At 37.6% G+C, this 23,007-nt stretch carries 18 protein-coding genes; 10 read left to right on the top strand and 8 right to left on the bottom strand.

Annotated elements, in window-relative coordinates; all coding sequences use genetic code 11:
* Nucleotides 1–74 precede the first annotated feature (74 nt).
* The 7 genes from folK to folE are packed head-to-tail and all read right to left on the bottom strand — an operon-like array spanning nt 75 to nt 5,682.
* Entirely contained in the window at nt 75–893 is an 819-nt protein-coding gene (gene folK / locus QBE53_14015; GenBank protein ID WZL80902.1) for a 2-amino-4-hydroxy-6-hydroxymethyldihydropteridine diphosphokinase, read from the bottom strand.
* A 1-nt stretch (nt 894) separates the two neighbouring features.
* Nucleotides 895–1,704, bottom strand: a complete 810-nt coding sequence (gene folP, locus QBE53_14010; GenBank protein ID WZL80901.1) for a dihydropteroate synthase — start codon at nt 1,702–1,704, stop codon at nt 895–897.
* Between the two features lie 40 nt (nt 1,705–1,744).
* Nucleotides 1,745–2,230, bottom strand: coding sequence for an HD domain-containing protein (locus tag QBE53_14005; GenBank protein ID WZL80900.1), 486 nt, complete (start codon nt 2,228–2,230; stop codon nt 1,745–1,747).
* A gap of 3 nt (nt 2,231–2,233) precedes the next feature.
* A complete protein-coding gene (locus tag QBE53_14000; GenBank protein WZL80899.1) occupies nt 2,234–3,013 on the bottom strand; it encodes an aminotransferase class IV in 780 nt (259 codons plus the stop codon).
* Nucleotides 3,014–3,064: 51 nt separating this feature from the next.
* Complete coding sequence (pabB, locus tag QBE53_13995) at nt 3,065–4,498, bottom strand: aminodeoxychorismate synthase component I (protein ID WZL80898.1); 1,434 nt, start codon at nt 4,496–4,498, stop codon at nt 3,065–3,067.
* Nucleotides 4,499–5,080, bottom strand: a complete 582-nt coding sequence (locus QBE53_13990; protein ID WZL80897.1) for an aminodeoxychorismate/anthranilate synthase component II — start codon at nt 5,078–5,080, stop codon at nt 4,499–4,501.
* A gap of 14 nt (nt 5,081–5,094) precedes the next feature.
* Nucleotides 5,095–5,682, bottom strand: a complete 588-nt coding sequence (gene folE, locus QBE53_13985) for a GTP cyclohydrolase I FolE (protein WZL80896.1) — start codon at nt 5,680–5,682, stop codon at nt 5,095–5,097.
* A gap of 166 nt (nt 5,683–5,848) precedes the next feature.
* Here folE and QBE53_13980 point away from each other — a divergent pair, with 166 nt between their 5' ends.
* The 9 genes from QBE53_13980 (at nt 5,849) to QBE53_13940 (ending at nt 20,298) form a co-directional block, all read left to right on the top strand.
* Nucleotides 5,849–6,271: a DUF2721 domain-containing protein gene (locus tag QBE53_13980; GenBank protein WZL80895.1), complete on the top strand. Its 423-nt coding sequence runs from the start codon at nt 5,849–5,851 to the stop codon at nt 6,269–6,271.
* Nucleotides 6,272–6,384: 113 nt separating this feature from the next.
* Nucleotides 6,385–7,062, top strand: a complete 678-nt coding sequence (locus tag QBE53_13975; GenBank protein WZL80894.1) for a TetR/AcrR family transcriptional regulator — start codon at nt 6,385–6,387, stop codon at nt 7,060–7,062.
* Complete coding sequence (locus tag QBE53_13970) at nt 7,019–8,317, top strand: efflux RND transporter periplasmic adaptor subunit (protein WZL80893.1); 1,299 nt, start codon at nt 7,019–7,021, stop codon at nt 8,315–8,317. Before QBE53_13975 ends, QBE53_13970 begins: the two co-directional genes overlap by 44 nt.
* The gene (locus QBE53_13965) at nt 8,317–11,445 is read left to right on the top strand and encodes an efflux RND transporter permease subunit (protein ID WZL80892.1); all 3,129 of its coding nucleotides are present in this window, start codon (nt 8,317–8,319) and stop codon (nt 11,443–11,445) included. Before QBE53_13970 ends, QBE53_13965 begins: the two co-directional genes overlap by 1 nt.
* Before the next feature lie 15 nt (nt 11,446–11,460).
* Nucleotides 11,461–13,569: a DNA topoisomerase 3 gene (locus QBE53_13960; protein ID WZL80891.1), complete on the top strand. Its 2,109-nt coding sequence runs from the start codon at nt 11,461–11,463 to the stop codon at nt 13,567–13,569.
* Nucleotides 13,570–13,941: 372 nt separating this feature from the next.
* Nucleotides 13,942–15,669: an ABC transporter ATP-binding protein gene (locus QBE53_13955; protein WZL80890.1), complete on the top strand. Its 1,728-nt coding sequence runs from the start codon at nt 13,942–13,944 to the stop codon at nt 15,667–15,669.
* Complete coding sequence (locus tag QBE53_13950; protein ID WZL80889.1) at nt 15,659–17,437, top strand: ABC transporter ATP-binding protein; 1,779 nt, start codon at nt 15,659–15,661, stop codon at nt 17,435–17,437. The genes QBE53_13955 and QBE53_13950 overlap by 11 nt, the downstream gene beginning before the upstream one ends.
* Before the next feature lie 13 nt (nt 17,438–17,450).
* Nucleotides 17,451–17,585 (top strand): hypothetical protein, encoded by a 135-nt coding sequence (locus QBE53_13945; GenBank protein ID WZL80888.1) that lies wholly within the window; start codon nt 17,451–17,453, stop codon nt 17,583–17,585.
* A 70-nt stretch (nt 17,586–17,655) separates the two neighbouring features.
* Nucleotides 17,656–20,298 carry a C39 family peptidase gene (locus tag QBE53_13940; protein ID WZL80887.1) on the top strand — a complete coding sequence of 881 codons (2,643 nt, stop codon included), beginning with the start codon at nt 17,656–17,658 and terminating at the stop codon, nt 20,296–20,298.
* 146 nt (nt 20,299–20,444) lie between these two features.
* Here the strand turns inward: QBE53_13940 and QBE53_13935 are convergent, their stop codons facing one another.
* Nucleotides 20,445–21,596 carry an AI-2E family transporter gene (locus QBE53_13935; protein WZL80886.1) on the bottom strand — a complete coding sequence of 384 codons (1,152 nt, stop codon included), beginning with the start codon at nt 21,594–21,596 and terminating at the stop codon, nt 20,445–20,447.
* Between the two features lie 155 nt (nt 21,597–21,751).
* Between QBE53_13935 and QBE53_13930 the strand changes: the two genes are divergently transcribed.
* Nucleotides 21,752–22,990 carry a DUF815 domain-containing protein gene (locus QBE53_13930; protein WZL80885.1) on the top strand — a complete coding sequence of 413 codons (1,239 nt, stop codon included), beginning with the start codon at nt 21,752–21,754 and terminating at the stop codon, nt 22,988–22,990.
* The last annotated feature ends 17 nt before the right edge of the window (nt 22,991–23,007 follow it).

The raw sequence follows: 23,007 nt of genomic DNA, 5'->3' as shown, positions 1-23,007 counted from the left end.
CGATAAAAAATAGATGCAGTACGCGTTGATAACCGCGCTGCATCTATTGTGTTGTTGATAGGATAAATTTTGTATTACGCTAAGCCTTGTGCGTTGAGCAATTCAAAGGTGCGTTTTTTTAATAAAGGATGTAAGGCATAAGGGGCGATTTCATTTAGTGGTTCTAATACAAAGCGTCGTTCGTTCATCCTTGGATGAGGTAAGATAATATGAGGATCATCAGTAACTAGATCATCATAATAGAGCATATCAAGGTCAATCGTACGAGGGCCCCAATGGGTTGTGCGAATACGTCCCAACTTCTTTTCAATATCTAACAATGCATCCATAAGTCTTGAGGCGGATAACAGGGTCTTAACCTCGCAGACACCATTTAAAAAATCGTCTTGGTCAGTGTATCCGACTGGAGAGGTGATAATAAGTGAAGAAGACTTGACGAGCTGTGTGTGTTGTAGCGCATTTATGTGCTCAAGGGCTTGATTGATATGTTCTTGCTTATCCCCTAAGTTGGAACCTAGGGCGATATAGACTTTGTGCCAGCGACGTACAAGACGAACAGCGGGATAATCGATAGGAAGGTGTATAGGTGCCCAAGGTTTCTTTAAAGTCAAATCAACAGTTGCTACCTGAGAATAATGGTTTAGAATATAATGGCAAAGTACAGTTGCCGCACGTTCAATGAGATCATGCTTTGTCTGGGTAAAAACATCTTGAAGTTCATGGCATAGTTTTGCATAGTGCAATGCAGAGCCTATAGCATCATTGTCTCCTGCAACCGATAGGTCAAGATCGATTGTAGCGTCAAGTATAAATTTTTGACCCATGTTTTTTTCTTCTTGATTAACCCCATGGTAGGCGAAGAGTTCTAAGTCTTTTATAATTAATTGGTCCATATTAACCTCCGTTTTTAATTGCTTCAATCATTTTAAGGGCAAGGTAGTTTTCGTGAACATCATGCACTCGAAAGATACGACAGCCCTGAACATATCCAAATGTTGTTGTGGCAATGGTGCCTTCCACACGTTGGTCAACAGGTTGAGATAGAGCTAATCCAATCATTGATTTTCGAGATGTACCTAATAGAATAGGTAAGTCAAAGACTTGAAGTTCATCTAGATGGTTCATCATATAGAGATTATCATTGAGTGTTTTTGCAAAGCCTATACCTGGATCGACAATCAGCTGTGACTTTTTAATACCTGCATCTAAGGCGATATCAATGCTTTCTTGCAAGTCATTAATGACATCTTTAATGAGCGCATCATATTGGGTTTTATCACGATTATGCATAATACAGCAAGGTACTTGATATTCAGCGATAACCTTAGCAAGCTCAGGATCTTTTTTTAATCCCCATACATCATTAATCATGGAGGCGCCAGCCTTTAATGCGGCTTGAGCAACTTGACTTTTGCTTGTATCAACGGAGATAGGAATAGTCGATTCTTGTCGAATAGCTTCAATTATCGGAACAATTCGTGCAATTTCTTCGTGATAATCGACAGGATCATGTCCTGGACGTGTGGATTCCCCACCAATATCAATGATTGAGGCTCCTTGTTTAATCATTTCAAGTGTTCGATTAACAGCGGCTTGAATTGTATTGTGTAGACCGCCGTCTGAAAATGAATCAGGTGTGGCATTAAGTATACCCATGATATAACCGTGATGTTCAAAATCAAAATGTGTGTTTCCAATATTCATAGATTCTACTCCTTTACTTGGTTCATAAGACGTGTTGATATTAATAAGTAATCGTTAAATTTTTCTTTTCTATGGGCCAATTGCATATGTCTTGAACTAAACATGAATGACAGGGGCGTGATGCTTTATCCGCTCGGTAGATAATTCCACTAAGTGTAGGTTCATCCTTAATATCTAGATTGCGATGATTAAGAATTGCCTTTTGAATTTGAAGGATTTCCTCTTCCAAAAAGCCTGTGTCAATTAGTATTTCCAGACATAAAGAAGCGCTGGATATTTCGTGTTCAATTCCGCGTTCATATTGTTCAAAACGACCGATATCGTGTAGCAATGCCGTAGCATAAATCAATTTTTTAGAAATTCCCAATTGCTTTTCAAAATTAAGGATATAGGCAATTCGAGCAACATCTAAAAAGTGTGACATGTCATGCTTACAGGTGGAACGCGCCACTTCATGGTTTTGTATTTTAAGATAGTATGCTTTATACTTTGGATGATTAATAATAGCATCAATTTGAGTATTCATAATTTATATCTCCTTGTTAATCGCAGCGAAGTATTGGCTGGCAATGGTGCTCACCATAGGATGATATCTAAGAGGGGTTGCATCAACTTGTGAAATATGTACAAGTCCCATTAAACTATTCGTTAAAAAAGCGCCATCACACTCGAGAAGGTCATCTGTTGTGATGCGGGATTCAATAATAGGAAAGTTCTTGATGAGATAACTTCTTACAATTCCCGGTAATACACCTTCATCAATAGAAGGGGTCAATAGAGTTCCATTTTTTATTATAAATAGATTTGCAATGCAACTTTCAGTTAGGCGACCATGCTCATTTTGTAATAGGCAATCGTCAAAACCATTGTGCTTGGCATGGCGCAATGCAAGAATCAGATCACCATAGTTTGCAGACTTATGTTTGACAAGAGGACTAGTGCTTGGTCGGATAACAGAAGAAAGTGTGACATGCGCCCCTTTTTCGTAATATTGTGGTGAATAAGTAAGCGAACGAACAGAAGCGATGACATTCTTATCAGAAACACTAACCTTTAATGCGAGGTTTGATAACTTGTAGTGGGAAATCAACGCTTCAATTAATTGTACAGTAATCCGCTTTGCAATACCAAATTCTTCTAGGCTATGATTAAGACGTGCAACATGTTCGTCTAAAAATATACCATGGTCTGTAATTAAAATCGTTTCAAAGAAATTCAATCCAAAACTGTAACCTTCATCATAGTAGATAAGGGAATTGATATTGTGGATATCTATAAAAATCACATCATCAAGTGTGGGTATATGCATATATTACCTCCATAAATTAGCTCCATTAATAGTATGATAGCATTCTTTTTATCATTCGTCGATGCAAACAGTTGCATCGAGTGCCAAAAAAAGGTTTTTTGCTTTATCAAGAGTTTCTTGGAATTCACTGGCAGGGTCTGACTCATACGTTATTCCCCCACCAACACCAAGATAGGCCATAGAATCTTTGATTAAGATGCTTCGAATCACAATATTAAAATCGGCGTCACCATCAAAACCAAAATACCCGATGGAGCCTGTGTACATTTCACGCGAGGAGTTTTCTAATTCTTCAATAATTTCCATAGCGCGTATTTTTGGGGCACCGGTAATTGAGCCTCCGGGAAAAGTGGCTTCAAAACAATCAACAGCTGTCTTGTGTGGGTAAAGCTTTCCGGTAACGGTGCTTACAAGGTGATAAACACTGGAGAAGCGTTCGATTTTAAAAAGTTCAGGTACATGGACGCTATGGGGCATACAGACTTGACTTAAGTCATTTCTTTCAAGATCAACAATCATAAGAAGTTCAGCTTTATCTTTTTTACTGTTTTCAAGTAAAAGACGATTGGACTGATCTAATTCAGGTGTTTGCCCACGTGGAACCGTTCCTTTGATGGGACGGGTTTGAACATGTTGATTTTTTATTTGGATAAACCGTTCTGGTGATGAACAGCATAGCTGAAAATCATCTAAGGATAGATAGGCAGAAAAAGGAGCAGGATTGATGGTTCGAAGTTTATGATACACGGTGTTACTTGATTGATGGCAAGGCCCATAAAAAGTATGGGTCATGTTAGCGACATATATATGGCCATCCTCCATGTAACGACGCATTCGTTCAATGGCATCCATATATCCTTGACGTGTAAACGTTGATTTTAAGCTAGATGAAGTTAAGGTGCCTTTTATGATATTGCGGGATACATGCGATGATGGTGGTTCCTGTATGTTTTGGTTCATGAAAGGCGTTATACGCTTTTTGATTTGTTCGATTGACAAATCGCCGGGAGCAAGCTTGCCTAGTCCCGTGATGAGTCCTTCTTTAGTCTGCGTATCAATAATAATGATATTATCGTAAAAAACAAAATAGCATTCAGGAATGGTAAATAACCTTGGTGCTTTGGACGCTATATTGAAAAGTTCTTTTCCTAACTCATAACTAAAATATCCCATACCCCCACCAATAAAAGGAAAGCTGGTTGTGTTTTTTATCTGATTGGCGTAGATGATTTGCTTCATATAGGCAAAGATATCTTTATCCGCTATAAGGGAAAAATCTTTTTGCGGATATTTTTTTTCGTAGAGCTGACCATCATGCACTTTAACAGTTAAAAAAGGATTCAATCCTATAATGGAATATCGACTGTACGTCGAGTCCGCTTTTGAACTGTCTAAAAAAATCGAATCCTTTTTAGGGGCTAGATGGGTATATAAAATATAGGGGTCAAGATCCGTTTTGAATGAATAGATGCTTACGGTATGCATTTATGCATTCACCTCCTTACACCAATGGATATAATTTGATAGTAGCTGATGTCCATGTTCGGTTAAAACGGCTTCAGGGTGAAATTGAACCCCTTCAAGGAGAGCAGTTTTATGCTTAATACCCATAATAGCACCATCCTCAGACCGTGCAGTGATAATAAAATCAGCGGGTAATGTATCTGGATCGACGACAAGCGAATGATAGCGTGTCACCTGATAAGGCGAAGGAAGCGCCTTAAAGACACCAAGACCGTTATGGTGTATGGAGCTCACTTGCCCATGCATTGGACGAAGCCCTTTGATAATCGAGGCTCCATAAGTGTGTGCAATTGTTTGATGACCTAGACATACACCTAGGATTGGAATTTTAGTGGCAAATTCTTGGATAATCTCATGGGAAATGCCTGTCTCCATTGGATCTTTGGGACCGGGAGATAAGATGATGCCAATAGGCTGGAGTTGATAAATAAAGTCTATCGTAATTTGGTCATTACGATAGACTTCAATAGGTTCGTTAAGTTCTTTTATGTAACGAACCAAGTTATAAACAAATGAATCATAGTTGTCAATCATTAAAAACATAACATACTCCTATACTAGCTTTGATAAATTGACATTAGCTTTAGATAAAGTGATTCGTCTGTATTAAAACGCCCTTTGAAAGTGGTTGTTATTGTCTTGGCATTGGCTTTTTTTATACCCCTTGCGGTCATGCAGCTATGTTCACCTTTTATGATGACGGCAACGTCAGGAGAATCCGTAATTTTTTGCAGGATTTCAGCGATATCGGCACCGATGCGTTCTTGCAGCTGAAGTCGTCGACTAACCATATCAACGATACGCGCAATCTTACTTAGTCCAATAACATTATCTTTAGGCATGTAAGCAACAGTGGCTTTCATATTATACATCAGAGCCAGATGATGTTCGCAAAAGGAAAACAGTTCAATATCCTTCATGACAACCATGTCTTTACTCATCGCTTCACTGTCTAAGTCTTCGTCAAATGTTTTGTTTAACATAGTTACAATTTCATCATTCGTGTAGTTCATACCGTCAAAGACTTCGGCATACATATTGGCAACACGTTTTGGCGTATCAATTAATCCTTCACGGTCAGGATTATCACCAAGGGCGATGAGAATTCCTCGAACGTGTTCTTCAATAGCTTTTATATCAATCATGTTATTCACCTTTTCTATTCATACGATCATGGAGTGGTGCGAGAATGCAGTAAAACTTTATTTACCAATTATAAGTTGAATTTTTAGGTTAGTCAATAGCAAGCAAGGGTTGTTTTTTGTGTGGAATCAACCTATAATAAATAGAAAAGGTGAAGGAGGTTATAGAATGGAACCCATCAGTATATCAACGCCGGCCATTGTTTTTCCAGCCCTATCTGTTCTGATGTTAGCCTATACCAATCGCTTTATCGCAATATCAAAACGGGTTCGTTCGTTGCATCAGGAGTATATGAGTGAATCTAATCAAGTCATATATCAACAGATACATGTCATGCATAAACGGTTAAAATATATTCGGAATATGCAGATTCTTGCAATCGGAGGCTTTTTGATTAATGTTGTGAGTATATTTTTAATCTTGCTTCATATCGATAATGTTGCAACGTATATGTTTGCGTTGAGTTTAATTTTTATTGCCGCCTCATTAGGTGTAGCGATGTTAGAAATATATTATTCGGTGAATGCGCTGACATTGCAACTTCATGCAAATGAAAATCAGTGGACAATGGAAAAGAGTAAGGAAGAATAAAAGTGGCTTAGCCACTTTTTTTAATTTACATTTAATAAAATTTTAATTGAATTCGATGCCTTGGGGTGGTAAACTAAAATAACGTTGAATAATGAACGGAGGTTTACTATTGTATGCAAGTCTTAAAAGAAGAAGTTAGAGACAATATTAAGCAGGCAGCAAAGCAATGTTTTATGGTCTCAGGGTATGCTAAAACTTCGATGCGTGAAATCAGTCGAGTGGCGAATGTGTCAACAGGGAATTTATATCGATACTACGCAAACAAAGAAAGTTTATTCGATGAACTCGTTCAACCTGTTGTAGAGCTATTTGAAAAAGAAAAAAAACCGATGGATGATTTTGATTTTCCTTTATTGGATGCGAATATTTTGTTAAATCAAGAACTTCTAGATATTCTTATCAATGCACATGTCATTTATCGGGAAGAACTGTTTTTACTGTTTTTACGAAATGAAGGAACTAAGTATGAAAATGTGAAGCAGGTATTTGTAGAACACGTACATCAGCAAGCCAAGGCTCTTTTGAAAAAGGAGTTTAGTGAATTAGAAGACCTTGTCGATACAAAGATTTACCTGAGGGCGACGGCAGCTGCAATAGTGGAGAGTATTCTTGTTATATTGGAAGAATCCGTTGATGATTACACTTTCATGAAGAACATGTTTCAACATACAGAGTTAAACATTAAAAGTATCATACGTACGTTAAGAGACATGCGCGATAATAACGAGACATTTAGGAGGATAAGCGATGAAGAAATTAATAACTATATTCGTTGTATTGGCAATCATTAGCATTATAGTGATTCCAAGAGTAATGGATAACAATCAAGGTGGTAGTGAAGAAAGCGTCATTAAGTCAGTAACCGTTGAAGCAGAGGCGGCAAAGACGCAAAAGGTTGAAACCTATATTGACTTAATCGGAAGTACTTATGCAAAAGCAACCGTACCTGTCATGGCACCTGTTCCGGCAGATGTTGACAATATTCACATTGCTGTGGGCGACTATGTAACACAGGGACAAGTTCTTTTTAGCCTTGACCCAAGTGATGTTGAAAATCAAGTCAAACAAGCTCAGTTGTCTGTTGACCAAGCAAGTGCAGCAGCAGCGCAAGCCAATGTGGGGATAAATAGTGCTAGAGAAAGTATAAAAACTGCAGAGCTTGCCTATGAACTTGCAAAAAGCAATTATGAAATGAACTTAGAAAACTATGAGTTCGCTGTAGATAATCTAGAAAAAAACAAAGAGCTTTATGAACAAGGGGTTATCTCTGAAGTCGAGTACGAACAGATTCGGTTGCAGGCATCTCCAGAGTCACTTACAATTTTGAAAAAACAATTAGAACAAGCAGAACAAGCCTTAAATCAGGCAAGACTTGGAGAGAATCAAGCGAGTGCATCTTATGGTCAGGCAGCTGTAGGAATTGATATGGCACAAGAAGGTTATCAGATAGCACTTGATACCTTAAATGATTTAGAAGTGACAGCACCAATTGATGGATATATTACTACTCTTAATTTAACAGAAAATGCAATGGCGACCAATCAACAAGCAGCGATTGTGATTGAAGACCTTATGCAGATTAAAGTTACTGCATCGGTAACACCTGAAACCGTAAGTAAAATAAATAAAGGCGATCAACTTCAAGTGATGGTTGGATCCTATGAAGAGCCTTTTACAGGTGAGGTTACAGGTGTGTCTTTATCAGCAAACAGTGCAACGCGTCTTTATCCGATTGAAGTGACCATAGAAAACGATGATGGACGTATTCGACCGGGTATGTTTGCAACCATCAAAGTCATTAATGAAAAAAGCGAACAAGCGCTTACAGTACCATCGGATGCTGTATTGCAACATGATGATGGATATGTCGTTTACCGATTGGTCAGTGAAAATAAAGCAGAACCTGTAACTGTACAAATCGGTATTGATACAGGATATGAAGTTGAAATTACTCAAGGTTTATCAAAAGGAGATGTAGTCATCACAAAAGGAGCAGGCCTTATTAATGAAGAGACTGAGCTGAACGTGATAAGGGGGGATGAATAATGAAAGTTTCCTCAATAGCTGTAAAACGACCGGTAACTACGGTCATGTTCATCCTTGTGATTGTTTTGTTTGGTATGGTCTCAGCCACACGACTTCCCATTGACCTTTTTCCCAATATTGAGATACCGGTTGCCATTGTAAGTACATCTTACTCAAATGTTGGACCGGAAGAAATTGAGACATTGGTTACACGACCCATTGAAGAGGCTGTTGGAACAGTATCTAATATTGATACAATTCAATCCATGACCATGGAAGGAACATCTATTGTCGTTATCCAATTTAAGTTTGGGACCGACATGGATTTTGCAGCGCTAGATATACGTGAAAAAGTCGACTTGGTTAAAGGGATGCTTCCTGATGGAGCTAGTGACCCGATGGTTATGCAAATTGATGTTAACTCAGAAGCAATTATTCAGATGTCGATTTCAGGAGCAGATGTAGCTACGCTACAAACTTATGCAGATGATGTTGTAAAACCTGCAATTGAACGTGTTCAAGGGGTCGCATCCGTTAGCGTCTCTGGAGGCTTTAATGAATATGTATCTGTCAAAGTAGATACACAAAAGATGGATGCTTATGGACTCAGCCTTGATACATTGGCAAGCATGCTGGCAGCAGAAAACATTAACCTACCGGCAGGGACAGTGAGTAAAGGAGATAAAAGCTTTTTACTTCGAACTGTAGGTGAGTTTGAGAGCATTCAAGAAATTCAACGCATTCCGTTGACAACCCCAACTGGTGGGATTGTACGTCTGTCGGATGTAGCGGATGTAAAATTATCTCAAGAAGATTTGGAATCCATAACCAAAGTCAATGGAGAAGAAGCGGTTAGTGTTGCCGTCCAAAAACAATCGGGTGTTAACACGGTAGCCGTTGCGAATGATGTACTAAAGGAAATTCAACAACTCGATGAGACAAGCCCATATAATCTTAAAGTTATTCTCGACCAATCGGAGTATATTAAAGATACAATTAGCCAAGTAGGGCAAAATGCAATTATTGGTGGGATTTTGGCTGTAATTATTCTTCTTATCTTTTTGCGAAGCTTCCGCAGTACATTGATTATTGGATTATCAATGCCGATATCGGTTATTTCAACAGCAATTTTGCTTTATTTTGCAGATATTACGTTGAATATTATGACCCTTGGGGGACTAGCCCTTGGAATCGGAATGCTGGTCGATAACTCCGTTGTTGTTCTTGAAAATATATATCGATTTGTTCAAGAAGGCTATGAGAAAAAAGAAGCAGCAATTAAAGGGGCTTCAGAAGTTGCCATGGCAGTAACAGCATCTACATTAACAACAATTGCAGTTTTCTTGCCAATGGTCTTTGTTGAAGGTGTTACCTCAATTATGTTTAGAGAATTTGCATTGACGGTTACATTTTCCTTAGTATCTTCCCTTGTTGTTGCGATAACATTGATTCCTATGCTTTCGTCAAAACTTTTAGTTGTTGATGAGTTTGAAGGAGAGCATCACGTAACACGGTTCAAATTTATTGGAGCAGTTTTAGACCGATCCGATAAGATTTATAAAGGAATCGAACAAAAATACCGATCATTATTAGCATGGTCATTAAAACATAAAAAAAGCGTTGTTATGATTGCTGTTGTTACCTTTGTAATCAGTATTATTTCTACAGCATTTATTGGAATGGAATTTATTCCAGAGTCGGATGAAGGAATGTTCACCATAGGTGTTGAATTGGAAGCCGGGGCAAAAGTCGAAGAAACGGATGCCATGATGATGGAAGTTGTTGAACGCATTAAGGATATTGAAAGTTTAGAGTATCTTTTTTCAACAACATCAGGAAATAGTTTCCTAAGTTCAGATGCAAATGTAGGAACGATTAATGGGGTGTTGGTACCTTTGGCAGATCGTGATGAGAGCGTGTTTGATGTTGTTGATGAAGTTGAAAGACGCGTTGCAGACATTCCAGGTGCTATTTTTACCGTTCAATCATTAAGCTCTATGGGGATGATGACGGGTGGAAGTCCTATATCCATTCAGGTTAAAGGTGATGACCTTGATGGACTAAAGCAAGTGGGCGATCAACTTGTTGAAGAAATCAAAAAAGTTGAAGGAACACGAAATGTATCCAGTAGTATGGATGATCCGATTACTCAAGTAGCTATTCGCTTGCGCGATGATGATGCAGCAAGATTTGGACTTACAACGGCTCAAGTCTCTAGTGCAGTAAAAGCAATGCTTGACGGACGTGTAGCGACTCGATATAAAGTTGAAGGTGAAGAACTTGATGTGGTTATTGAAGGTGATAATCGCTACGGTGAGAGCATTGAAAATTTAAAACAACTAGAGATTAGTTCACCGATGGGTGGAGCTGTTCCTCTTGAAATGATTGCGGACATTACAGAAGAAGTCAGTGCGATTGCAATTAATCGAAGTGACCAAGCGCGTTATATTACCATTTCAGCAGATATCTATCAAAGGGATTTAGGTTCAGTATCAAAAGACATTCGAGATCGTATTGAAGCCCTACATCTTCCAAGTGACTATAATGTTGACTTTGGTGGACAAAACCAAGAGATGGTTGAAGCATTTAGTGATTTGGGCCTTGCATTAATTCTAGCGGTCATTCTAGTGTATATGATTATCGCATCTCAATTTGAGTCGCTGTTGATGCCATTTATTATTATGATGTCAACACCATTGGCTTTTGCAGGAGGCTTATTGGGACTGTTGATTACTAACCGAACCCTTAATGTAACCTCGATTATTGGATTGATTATGCTTTCCGGTATTGTGGTTAATAACGCGATTGTTCTAATTGACTATATTAATACCCGACGTAGTTTAGGAGAAAGCCGCGAAGAAGCGATTCTTAATGCAGGACCGATACGATTACGTCCAATCATGATGACATCCCTTACAACAATCCTTGGGTTGGTGCCTTTATCCTTAGGAATTGGAGAAGGAGCGGAACTTCAAGCATCCATGGGAACCGTTGTTATCTCGGGATTAATACTTTCTTCGGTATTAACCTTGATTTTTATTCCAGTTGTGTATACAATATTTGATGATAGACACATGAAATATTTGTCAAAAAGACAGGCGAAACAGGAAAAACGCTTGGCTAAAAAAAATGCACATAGACATGCATAGTTGGGATGGAATAACATGAATAAAACACTTGTATTTGCAGAAAAGCCTTCGGTGGGTAGAAGTATTGCCGAAGCGCTTGGCTGCCAGAGTAAAGGTGGAAAATTTTTTGAAAATGATAGATATGTCGTTACGTGGGCGTTGGGACATTTAGTCACATTGGCATCACCGGAAAAATATGGTGTGCCTTTTGAACAATGGACAATGGAACGGTTGCCGGTAATTCCCAATCCGTTTAAGCTAGAAGTCATCAGTCAGACAAAAAAGCAATATTATCTAGTGAAGAAACTTATGGAGCGATCGGATGTTAAGACGATTGTCATAGCAACAGATGCAGGGCGAGAAGGTGAACTTGTAGCACGTTGGGTACTTGATTATGCACACATAAAAAAACCGATTCAACGTCTATGGATTTCATCAGTAACGGACAAAGCGATCAAAGAAGGCTTTAAGCGATTGGTGGATGGACACAAATATGACAATCTATATGAAGCGGCACAAGCACGTGCAAAAGCGGATTGGATTGTAGGCTTAAATGGGACAAAAGCCTTATCCATGAAGCATAATGCAAGTCTATCTCTAGGTCGGGTGCAAACGCCTGCACTAGATTTGGTGTATGGACGTGAACAAATGATACAAAGCTTCGTACCCAAATCTTTTTATGAATTGGAGTTCACCATTGACGGGATAACTTGTCGTTGGATGGATGAAAAAACAAAGCAAAGCCGTATCTTTAGTAAAGATAAAGCAAAACAGTTAAAAGAAAACTGTCAGTCAAAAGAAGTGAAGATTAAGCATATCCGCAAGAAAAATAAAAAAGCGTATGCAAGTGGTTTGTACGATTTGACCCTACTTCAACGGGATGCCAATCGACTGTATGATATGTCTGCCAAGCAGACATTAAATGCGATGCAGAGCCTTTATGAAAAACACAAGGTCTTAACGTATCCTCGGACAGATTCAAAGTACTTGACAACGGACATTGTGGGAACATTGGATGAACGCGTGCGTGCGCTCAGACAAACGCCGTATAAAGAAGCATGTAAAGAGATTGCACGTGGACCGTTAAAAGGGCATCCATCGTATGTAGATAATAAAAAAGTTGGCGATCATCATGCGATTATCCCAACGGAAGAACGCCCAAATTATACAGCATTTAATAACTATGAAACAAAAATATATAATCTTGTTGTAGAAAAATTCTTGGCAGTGCTAATGGCACCCTATGAATATATGGATATTGAACTGGTTGCAGTTATCGGTGATGCACATTTTGTAGGTAAAACTCAAGTAGACGTTAATCTTGGGTGGAAAAAAATACAAAAAACAATAATGCAAAATCCACCAGATATTTTGAAGCGGTCCGATGGAGAAACAATAGCAAATGTTTATGTGACATTAAGTGAAGGCAAAACTCAACCGCCAAGTTACTTGACGGAAGGAGACTTGCTTCATGAGATGGAACAGGCAGGACTTGGTACAGTAGCAACCCGTAGTGATATTATCGAAAAGATAATAAGTAACTTCTATGTGGAACATCAAGGGAAATATTTACGTACAACCAAAACAGGGCGACAACTCCTGGATTTGGTGCCTGATGCCATCCGTTCAAAAGAACTTACCGCAAAATGGGAAAAAGATTTAGAACACATTGCAAAAGGTGAACGTAGCGCACAAGATTTTCTTCATGATATCATAAAATTAACAAAACAAATCGTACGTGAAATCAAGCAAAGCGAAAAAAAATTCAAGCATGAAAACCTATCCAGTGAAAGCTGTCCACAATGTGGCCAGAAACTTCTGGTTATCAAGAATAAATATGGAAAAAAACTAGTCTGTCAAGATCGTGGATGCGGTTACAAAAAAAATCTTTCGAAGACGACGAATGCAAGATGCCCACAGTGCCATAAGAAGATGGAACTGGTGGGGGATAAAGGGCAAGAAACCTTTGTGTGCCGTTGTGGATATAAAGAAAAATTAGCAGCCTTTAACACGAGAAAAGATAAGAGTAAAAAAACGATGTCAAAGAAGGAAGTTCAACGTTATTTAAAGAAAAGTGAACAAAAGAATGAACCGTTTAATAATCCTTTTGCAAATATTTTACAAAAAAAGATTGACAAGGATTAAACATGATGATATTCTGTAAAAGGAAATAACACACACACTATAGAAAAGGAGGTAGGAAAATGAAGAACTTAATTATTGAACACAAGCAACTTGCAGTGAATTTGAAACAAGATATACCCTACCTCAACATTGGTCTATGTAGTCGTGTATAAAGTCAGAGACTAGGTACACATTAATCGGTATATGGATGTAAACCATATATAGATAAGCATATGAATGTATTGAGCCATGGGTATAAACCCATGGCTTTTTTGACGTTTTTTTAGCCATGGGCAGATGCTCATGGTTTTTTATATTAGAGCAACATCCTACTTTAGGCATGTGCTAAAGAAGGACACATTACATAGAGAGACATAAAAGGGAGGTAGCAATATGAAGAGATTATTAAAGTATTTAAAACAAAACAAATGGATATATGGGCTTGGCATCCTTGCCATGGGCTTTGGTATCTTTATGGATATGTTTAATCCAATCATTACTGGTCGAATCATTGATGAAGTCATTGTGGCAGGAGACAAAGAGATATTTAAATATTTAAGTATGCTATTAATTGTCATAACGATTGGGCGAGCGATCATGGGATATGCGAAAGAGATGTTATTTGACTATGGAAGTGTACGTTTTGTCACAGCACTTAGACAAGATATTTTTGATCATATTCAAAGCTTAAGTTATAGCTTTTTTGATTCGAAAAACACAGGAGAGTTGATGACACGAATTAAAGAAGATGCAGATAAAATATGGCATGCGACAAGCTTTGGTGTGATGCTGGTTATTGAATCGTTTGTTACGCTAGTCATAGCTACCGTATTGATGGTGCGTATTAGCTTAAGTTTGTCTATCATTGCTTTTATTACCTTGCCGATTTTAGCATATCTGGCGCTGAAGTTAGAGCGAAGCATTGGTGAAACATATGAGAAAATTAGTGAGCAAAATGCACTTATGAATTCAACGGCACAAGAGAATATCGCAGGCGTTCGTTTAGTTAAAGCCTTTGCAAGAGAGAAATATGAAATAAAAAAGTTCTTAGAAAAAAATCAAGGGTATTATGACTTAAATTTTAGACAAGCAAAGATTTGGAGTATTTTTTATCCAAAGATTGAATTTATCAGTAATCTGTTACCGGTGCTGGTGATTACCTTTGGAGGTGCATTGGTCATTGGAGAAGAACTTAGCATAGGGACACTTGTTAAGTTTTCAGGTTACACACAGATGGTTATGTGGCCGATGCGCAACATTGGCTGGTTAAGCAATGTTATTGCAGAAGCGATTGCATCATCCAAACGTATTAACAATGTATTTGAATGTGAAAGTGAAATCAAAAATGCCCCAAATGCTAAAACGCTAGAGCGCATAAGTGGGCAAGTAGAATTTAAACATGTGGGACTAAAACTTGGAGAGAAAACAGTCCTTGATGATGTAAGCTTCACAGTAAAACCCAATGAAACATTAGCAATTATGGGAGCAACAGGTTCCGGAAAAAGTTCGATTATTAACCTTTTGACACGTTTTTACGATACAAGTGCAGGCGAAGTTAAAATTGACGGAATGAATGTCAAAGATTATGCGATGCGAAATCTGCGCAGTCATATTTCAGTAGTTATGCAAGAAGTCTTCTTGTTTAGTGATACGATTGAAGAAAATATTCTATTTGGAGATCAGAAAAAAACACAAGAAGATGTGCTGACAAAATCAGCAATTAGTGCCCAGGCCCATGAATTTATTGAACGTATGGATGGATCGTATAGTACAGTTATCGGAGAGCGAGGCATTGGCTTATCGGGTGGACAAAAACAGAGAATATCCATTGCCAGAGCGCTAGCCAAAGATGCAGAAATTCTTGTATTTGATGATAGTACATCTGCCCTTGATATGGAGACGGAATTACGTATCCAGCAAGAAATCAAGCAGTTGAAAAATCGTACTAAAATCATTGTAGCGCATCGGATTTCAGCAGTAAAAGAGGCGGATGAAATCATTGTTCTTGAGGAAGGAAAGGTTGTCGAACGAGGAACCCACCAACACTTGCTTGGACTTAAAGGGCGATATTACGAGACCTTTATAGAACAATATGAAGGAGAGGTAGCTTATGCCAATTAATAACTTTAGAGAAGATGAAACGACAAAACATGTATTAAAAATCGTTACAATTAAGCGCTTGTTTTCTTACATGCGAAATTATAAAGCACAAATTATCAAAGTACTTGGACTCATGCTTGTCATTTTGAGTGTGACGGCAGCCAACCCACTATTGATTAAAATGTCAATCGATGACTACATTGTTGCAAAAAATTTCAAAGGGTTGATTATGGTTGCAGGTATTGCTGTAGTCATCAATCTCATTGCAGCGTTATGTATTCGAAAAAGAACACAAATTATGGGGCAAGTATCCAATAAGGTTCTTATGGAGATTCGCCAAGAGTTGTATGAACATATTCAAAAGCTATCCTTTAACTTTTTTGATCATCGTCCAGTAGGAAAAATACTGGCACGGGTCATTGGAGATGTGGATTCATTAAAAGATGTTCTTAATAACAGTGTTATTACCCTTTTGCCTGATTTTGCAACGGTAATCGTTGTATTTATCATTATGCTGATTCTTCATGCACAGTTGGCACTGACAGCACTTACATTACTTCCGTTTTTAATCGTAGGAATGTGGTTTGTTGAGGTGCGAGCGCATAAACGCTGGCAGGCAATGCGAAAGAAAAATGCAAATATGAATGCATTTACTCATGAAGCATTCTCAGGTATTCGCGTTGTCCAAAGCTTTACGGCAGAAGAGCAGACAAGTAAAACCTTTCATACATTGCTTGCAGATATTAAACATGGGTTCATGCATGCGGTCAAGTTAAACGATATGTTTTGGCCGATGGTTGAGATGAGCTGGGGCGTAGGTACCGTGTTGGTCTTCTACTTGGGTGTGAGCTTGTTAGATACGGGAGAGATCACCGTTGGGTTGTTGGTTGCGTTTATCTCTTATATTTCGATGTTTTGGAATCCAATTATGAACTTAAGTAACTTTTATAATCAATTGATTACCAATATTGCAGGTGCAGAACGTATTTTTGAAATCCTTGACATTGAACCTGACCTTGTAGATGCCAAAGAAGCTGTATGGTTACCAACTATTCAAGGGGATGTACGATTTGACAATGTAACGTTTGCATATGATCAAGAGGTTGAGGTGCTTAAGGACTTGTCCTTTCATGTTAAAGAAGGGGAAACCATTGCACTTGTCGGACCTACCGGTGGTGGGAAGTCGACGATTGTTAACTTGATTTGCCGGTTTTATGATATCGATTCCGGACAGATTTTTATTGATGGATACGATATCAAGCAGGTAACAGTTGAAAGTCTTCGAAGCCAAATGGGGATTATGACGCAAGATACTTTCTTATTCTCAGGAAGTCTTCGCGAAAATATTCGCTACGGAAAATTAGATGCAACGGATGAAGAAGTTATTGAGGCAGCAAAGGCTGTGCATGCACATGCATTTATTATGAAGCTGGAGGAAGGTTATGACACTGTTATCAATGAAAAAGGGTCGAAGTTATCTGTCGGACAACGCCAGTTAATTGCCTTTGCACGTACGATGATTGCAAAGCCCAAAATACTTATACTTGACGAGGCGACATCAAGTATTGACACGACAACAGAGCGCTTGGTGCAAAAAGGAATTGAATCGTTACTCAAAGGAAGAACATCATTTATTATTGCCCATCGCCTATCAACAATTCAAAAGGCTGACCGGATTTTTGTGATTAATGAACAAGGAATCAAAGAATCGGGAAGTCATGAGCAACTATTAAAAGAAAAAGGTCATTATTATGATTTGTACATGGCACAGTTTAGTGCCTTTGCATAAAAGGGAGAAAATTATGGATAGAATTCGAGAGTATCATCAAATTAACCAATATTGCCGTAACGAAAACTTGAACTCAGATTATTTTTGGAGTCAAGTCAACGAGCGGTCAAAACGTAAGAAAAAAAAGTACTTTATTAAAAAGAAATAAGTTTTTGTCGAAAGTGGTCGATATATAAAGTAGTATGTTTTATTTAGGAGAACTATAAGGAGAACTTGCTATGCGAATAAATAAACTGTTACTCATAATGATGGTATCATTGCTTGCTTTAGGCGGATGTCAAAATGATGATGCTAGCAGCAATCAACTTATACATGCGTCAGCCACAGGTGATGGTAAGATTCCGGTATTGTGGGTATACGAATCAGAAAGCTTGTATCAACCAACTTTCGGCAACTTAACGCAAAAAGGATTTGAGAACTTTTCAAAAGAGAAGATTCAAATGGATCCTTCTGGGTTAAGCTTTACATTTACAACCGAAGATACATCAACATGGATTGGTAAAGATCCGGTTGATGTATCTATTTATAATAAAAAAAATGAGATGATATTTACCAGTCAAGTGATACCGGACAATGGGCTATATCATATCGCCACAGGTGAAAATATTAATTTGTTGCTAGGCGATACCTATTATATCAATATTGAAACGATGGGCAAAGATACAAAGGTTCACTACTATCTTCCTTTTTTATATGTTGAGAAAAGTCAAAACCGCTTGGGAATATCCTATGTGCATGAAGAGCTTGAGAAGTTCAACACCACAGCTGGAATTATGCCTATGGGAATAGAACAATTGCGTATTGAGTCTAATCAAGATCAGCAGATGTATATTCAGGTGAACTATGTGGGAGCTAAACGAGAAGATACGGGCTTTCATTCACTGGATGTCGTAAAAAAATTTGCAGTTGATTATGAGACCATGACGTTAGAAGCATTAGAGAGTAGCGTTCAAGAAAAACAGCGCTATTACTATTCTAGTGAGCATGGAGGATGGTATTTGGGAGCATTTGGTGAGCGAGAGAATCGTCAAATAATAAAAAGTCCGAATAATCGTTTTGAAGTGATTTACAATTCTAATGAAGCCTACTTGTATGATACACAAGCAGAAATGATGTATGAGGTATATCGCTTAGATCGATTAAATAGTGACTATATCTATGATGAGAGTATAGAGCATGGTATAGAAATATTTGAAGTCTCGAATAAAGGTGAAGTGCATTTTTTAGTCTATGGATATATTCAAGATGCGAGTCCAAATTACGGGCGTAGTGGTATTGCATTTTATAGATATGACTTGCAAGAAGAACCCATACTATATTCCTTAGGGATGATTGAAAATCCTGAGGATTATCGGAAAATGGCAACGAAGCTTAATGAAATGTTTTACTATAATAGTCAGGAACGTATGCTTTACATCCTTTATGAACAGTCGCTATATCGACTGGATTTTGATGTACAAGAATTTTCCTACGTCGAGACATTTATTAAAGGCAAGCTGGATGGAGACAATGGACTTATTTATTGGGACGATAACAGGGATAAATATACCAATACCATACATATTGTGGATCTGTCAGGACGCGAGCTGCATTATACCAATCTGTTCGAATTAGGAAGCTATAAGCATCTGCTGGATGTTATTGAAGGTCAGATTTTTGTTGGGGAATATGCGATTGAAGATACATACGAGTATCTAAACGGTAATGTCGTATTCCCATATCATACAATCAGCCAATATAATCAACAAGGGGACCGGATAAAAACATACGATGCATCGGATTATGGACAGGGGTATTACTTTAGCGATATCTATCTAGATGATACAGAAAATAAATATAAAGTGGATATCATGACCATGCATGTAGCCAAAGCTGAGAGCTATCGAAACTCACGTGTACATTTTATGGATGTTGAGGAATATGTGTACCTAGATTTTCCGGTGAAAAATGGACAGGAGCGATTGGAAAGTCCGGTGATTGTTAGTTCAAAAGTTAGAGAAGCTGCAATGGTTCACGCGGTGAGCGTATCGACATCATATAAGGACAATGATTATTTTCAATTTCGAAAGATGCCTCCTCTAGATGTTTATGTTGTTTCAGACCATATAAAAGGCACACAATACTATACGATAAACCTAGATGAAGCTTTTATATATGGGCAAAACAAAAAAGACTATACAATTTATCATTGGAAGTATAATGTGAAAAACAATTCAGGTGAATTGACAGAAATATTTAACAATAAAGATTTAAGAGAACAGGTTTACTTAGATGACATTATAATTATTCCTCAGCGCCCTGAGCTTCCAAGAGGATGTGAAGTGACGGCATTAAGTATTTTATTGAATCGGTATGTAGATGATGCACCCTCAAAACTCACATTAAATGCTCAGGTTAAGACTTCACCCGATAATTATGAAATTAAAAATGGGTTTGTTCATTTTGCGGACATGCATTTGGAGTTTTCGGGTAGTGCATCCGACACATCAAAACCGGGATTAGGTGTCTATATTAAGCCGATCCAAGAACTTGCAGAAAAATATGTCTCAAATCGGGCAAAGGCAGTCAGTGGTATAAGTTTTGAACAATTACTAGGCCTAGTAGCCAATGATATGCCCGTGCTAATTATAACGCCAAATCGTTATCAAGAAGTACAAGACCACAGCAAACAAGTGTGGAAGACGCCATCGGGTTATATGGAAGTAACATATCAAGAACATAGTGTTGTTGTCATGGGATTTGATGAGAAGCATGTGTATTATAGTGACCCTTCAAAAGCTCGAATTGATAAAAAACCTAAAGAAGATTTTCGTCGTGGCTGGGAATCAATGGGAAGTCAAGCGATGATAATTGTGGATTAAAAATCCTAAAATAGGCGAAAATGTTCAAAAATCGTACAAGTAATCCACACAGTAAACAGACTTATCCACAATTTTCTTGATTTTTCAGAAAATTTGATGTGAATAAGTCTGTTTTTTCATTTTTAAGTGAAAAAGTTTAATTAGAATTATAATGTTTTCATTCGTTGATCATATAGTCGATCAACTTGTCGTGTGATGATATTTTTTAGAACGGCAACAATGGGAACACCGATAAACATTCCGACGAATCCGAAGAATTTTCCAAAGACGATAATTGCAAAAATAACCCAAAAAGGAGATAAACCTGTAGAGTTCCCTAAAATCTTTGGACCTAGAATATTACCGTCAAACTGTTGTAAAATCAGAACAAAAACCATGAACCAAATTGCTTGAACCGGATTGATGAATAACAATAAGATAAAACCGATTATACCGCCGATAAAAGGTCCAAAATATGGAATAATATTCGTTACGCCAATGATGACACTAAGTAGTAGCGCATATTGAAAGTTAAAGATAACTAAAACCACAAAAGCGATGATACCGATAATCAAAGAATCTAAAAGTTTTCCAATAATAAAGTTGATAAAGATCTCATTACTTTCTTTTCCAAGGTTGATCAGGTTAATGGCGTGCTTTGCAGGGAAAATAGCCAGAACAACTTTTCTTGCTGTACGTAGTCCGGATTCCTTAGTTAACAAGAGATAGATAGCGATGATAAACCCAAGAAGGATGTTCATAAGCGCTGACGCAAAACTTGAGAGATAGGTAAGTATTTTTGGGGCAAAGTTTTGTACCATATTTGAAAGCGAGGCAATAGTTTCTTTTATGTTATCGTTGAAATAGCGGTTGATAAAAGTCATATCGATATAATAATCTGTATCAAAGATGGGTAGCGTATCTTGACTTAAAAACTTATCAATCATTGGTAGATAAATACCGGGAAGCTTTGCGATTTCCTGGACACTTGAGATAAGTTGCGGTACGATAAAAGAAAGGAGAATAACAATGGAACTGATAACAACAATATAAGCTGAAAAAATGGAAAGACCACGTTGGATTTTCTCGCTTTTTATTTTTTTAAAAAAGGTGAATTCAATTCTTTGAACAAGAGGGTCCAAAAAATAGGCGATGGTTAATGCATAGATAAACGGTGACAGTGTTTTAAGAATAACACTAAAAGCAGTGTTGGTTTGATCCCAACTATTGGTGACTTTATAAATGCCATAGCAAATTAAAAAAACAAGAATAACGTAGACAGCGACAGTATTATATTTTCGATTCCAGTTAATTTTCATTTCACATTCCCTTTCAAGTATATTAATCTAATCATATCAAAAACTTGTTTTATTAACTAGTTGTTTTGCGCATTTTAATATAAATGTAATATTGTAGGATTAGCAGGAGACGTATATAATAAAAGTACTATGATTAAGGCATAAGGAGACGAGCGATGCAATTAAAATTAAACCAGTTAACAATTTTTGACTATCTAATAGAGGACCCTGTTCTTATTTGTGTCAAACAGCTTATTGAAGCGACAGAAAAACAGGATAAATACTTTGAACTTATTCGTTTGCTTTTAGATAAAAATCAAAATTTTTCGGAATACATTCTCTTTCATATGATTCATGATGCAAAAGAAAAAGTGATGCAACTTATTCATCAAGAGAGCCTAAGTGCTTATCAACTCAGTTGTGTAGACAATGATTTGACCATTCTTTTTGATATCTTATCCCTCGACTTAAAAGCCTTGGCAAGACAATCGAAAGATGAACGCTATATATTGGCAAAGATGGAAAAAGAATCCAACAATAAGTTGAAGCCTGCCCTACAGATTTATCTGAATTTTTTTGCAACATTCGAAGAAGGAGAGCGAAAAGGAAAAGCAGAAGCTTTTGTGAAGCTCCTAAAAACATATGGTGTGGGTCAGTTTAGCTTTGACCATGGATTTTTGGTAAAAGTTCAAGGGGATACACTTGAATTTTCAGGGGTTGAAAGTGTTGTTACCTTAGGGTGGGAGCAGATATATTTATATGAAAGGCAAAAACAAGCCTTGTATAATAATACAAAAGCTTTTGTTGAAGGCTACGCAAGTCAACATGCGCTTCTTGTCGGAGGAAGTGGGACGGGGAAATCGACTTCGGTTAAAACAGTGGCAAAGCTTTTTGCGCATCAAGGTCTACGCTTAATACAAATGCAAAAAGGACAATTGATGTATTTGCCTAAAGTTCTAAATACTTTAAAAAATCAGGGGTTCAAGTTTATTATTTTTATTGATGACTTATCTTTTGAAGCCAATGAAGACGAGTATAAGTTTTTAAAATCTTTTATTGAAGGCAGTATTTTAGATGATTTTTCCCATATTGTCTTTTATGTAACATCAAACCGACGTCACCTGATAAAAGAAATTCGTACCGAACGGGAAAACGATATTCATCTTCAAGATTTCATTCAAGAAATGACCTCCCTATCGGATCGATTTGGACTGACATTAATTTATGAAAATCTAGATCAAAAAGAGTATTTTCTCATGGTACAATCCATGGTAAAAAAAGAAGGTGTCCAGATGGATGAAGAGTTGATCTTGAAGGAGGCACGAATCTTTGCGATGCGACACGGAAAAATGTCTGGCCGGGTAGCAGCTCAATTTATTCGACAGCTTAAGTTAGACCAGCAGTTAAACCAATAGTTAAACAAGCAAGTGAA

It is taken from the genome of Vallitaleaceae bacterium 9-2, from assembly GCA_038396585.1.
Taxonomy (GTDB): domain Bacteria; phylum Bacillota; class Clostridia; order Lachnospirales; family Vallitaleaceae; genus UBA1351.
This window is presented reverse-complemented; position numbering and strand designations above follow the sequence as displayed.

What these genes read in the sequence shown, in the direction of transcription:
- QBE53_13965 (WZL80892.1), top strand. Translation starts at nt 8,317, where the DNA reads ATGAAAGTTTCCTCAATAGCTGTAAAACGACCGGTAACTACGGTCATG.
- pabB (WZL80898.1), bottom strand. Translation starts at nt 4,498, where the DNA reads ATGCATACCGTAAGCATCTATTCATTCAAAACGGATCTTGACCCCTAT.
- QBE53_14000 (WZL80899.1), bottom strand. Translation starts at nt 3,013, where the DNA reads ATGCATATACCCACACTTGATGATGTGATTTTTATAGATATCCACAAT.
- QBE53_14005 (WZL80900.1), bottom strand. Translation starts at nt 2,230, where the DNA reads ATGAATACTCAAATTGATGCTATTATTAATCATCCAAAGTATAAAGCA.
- QBE53_13960 (WZL80891.1), top strand. Translation starts at nt 11,461, where the DNA reads ATGAATAAAACACTTGTATTTGCAGAAAAGCCTTCGGTGGGTAGAAGT.
- QBE53_13945 (WZL80888.1), top strand. Translation starts at nt 17,451, where the DNA reads ATGGATAGAATTCGAGAGTATCATCAAATTAACCAATATTGCCGTAAC.
- QBE53_13935 (WZL80886.1), bottom strand. Translation starts at nt 21,596, where the DNA reads ATGAAAATTAACTGGAATCGAAAATATAATACTGTCGCTGTCTACGTT.
- folE (WZL80896.1), bottom strand. Translation starts at nt 5,682, where the DNA reads ATGATTGATATAAAAGCTATTGAAGAACACGTTCGAGGAATTCTCATC.
- folK (WZL80902.1), bottom strand. Translation starts at nt 893, where the DNA reads ATGGACCAATTAATTATAAAAGACTTAGAACTCTTCGCCTACCATGGG.
- QBE53_13950 (WZL80889.1), top strand. Translation starts at nt 15,659, where the DNA reads ATGCCAATTAATAACTTTAGAGAAGATGAAACGACAAAACATGTATTA.
- folP (WZL80901.1), bottom strand. Translation starts at nt 1,704, where the DNA reads ATGAATATTGGAAACACACATTTTGATTTTGAACATCACGGTTATATC.
- QBE53_13990 (WZL80897.1), bottom strand. Translation starts at nt 5,080, where the DNA reads ATGTTTTTAATGATTGACAACTATGATTCATTTGTTTATAACTTGGTT.
- QBE53_13940 (WZL80887.1), top strand. Translation starts at nt 17,656, where the DNA reads ATGCGAATAAATAAACTGTTACTCATAATGATGGTATCATTGCTTGCT.
- QBE53_13930 (WZL80885.1), top strand. Translation starts at nt 21,752, where the DNA reads ATGCAATTAAAATTAAACCAGTTAACAATTTTTGACTATCTAATAGAG.
- QBE53_13970 (WZL80893.1), top strand. Translation starts at nt 7,019, where the DNA reads ATGAAGAAATTAATAACTATATTCGTTGTATTGGCAATCATTAGCATT.
- QBE53_13955 (WZL80890.1), top strand. Translation starts at nt 13,942, where the DNA reads ATGAAGAGATTATTAAAGTATTTAAAACAAAACAAATGGATATATGGG.
- QBE53_13975 (WZL80894.1), top strand. Translation starts at nt 6,385, where the DNA reads ATGCAAGTCTTAAAAGAAGAAGTTAGAGACAATATTAAGCAGGCAGCA.
- QBE53_13980 (WZL80895.1), top strand. Translation starts at nt 5,849, where the DNA reads ATGGAACCCATCAGTATATCAACGCCGGCCATTGTTTTTCCAGCCCTA.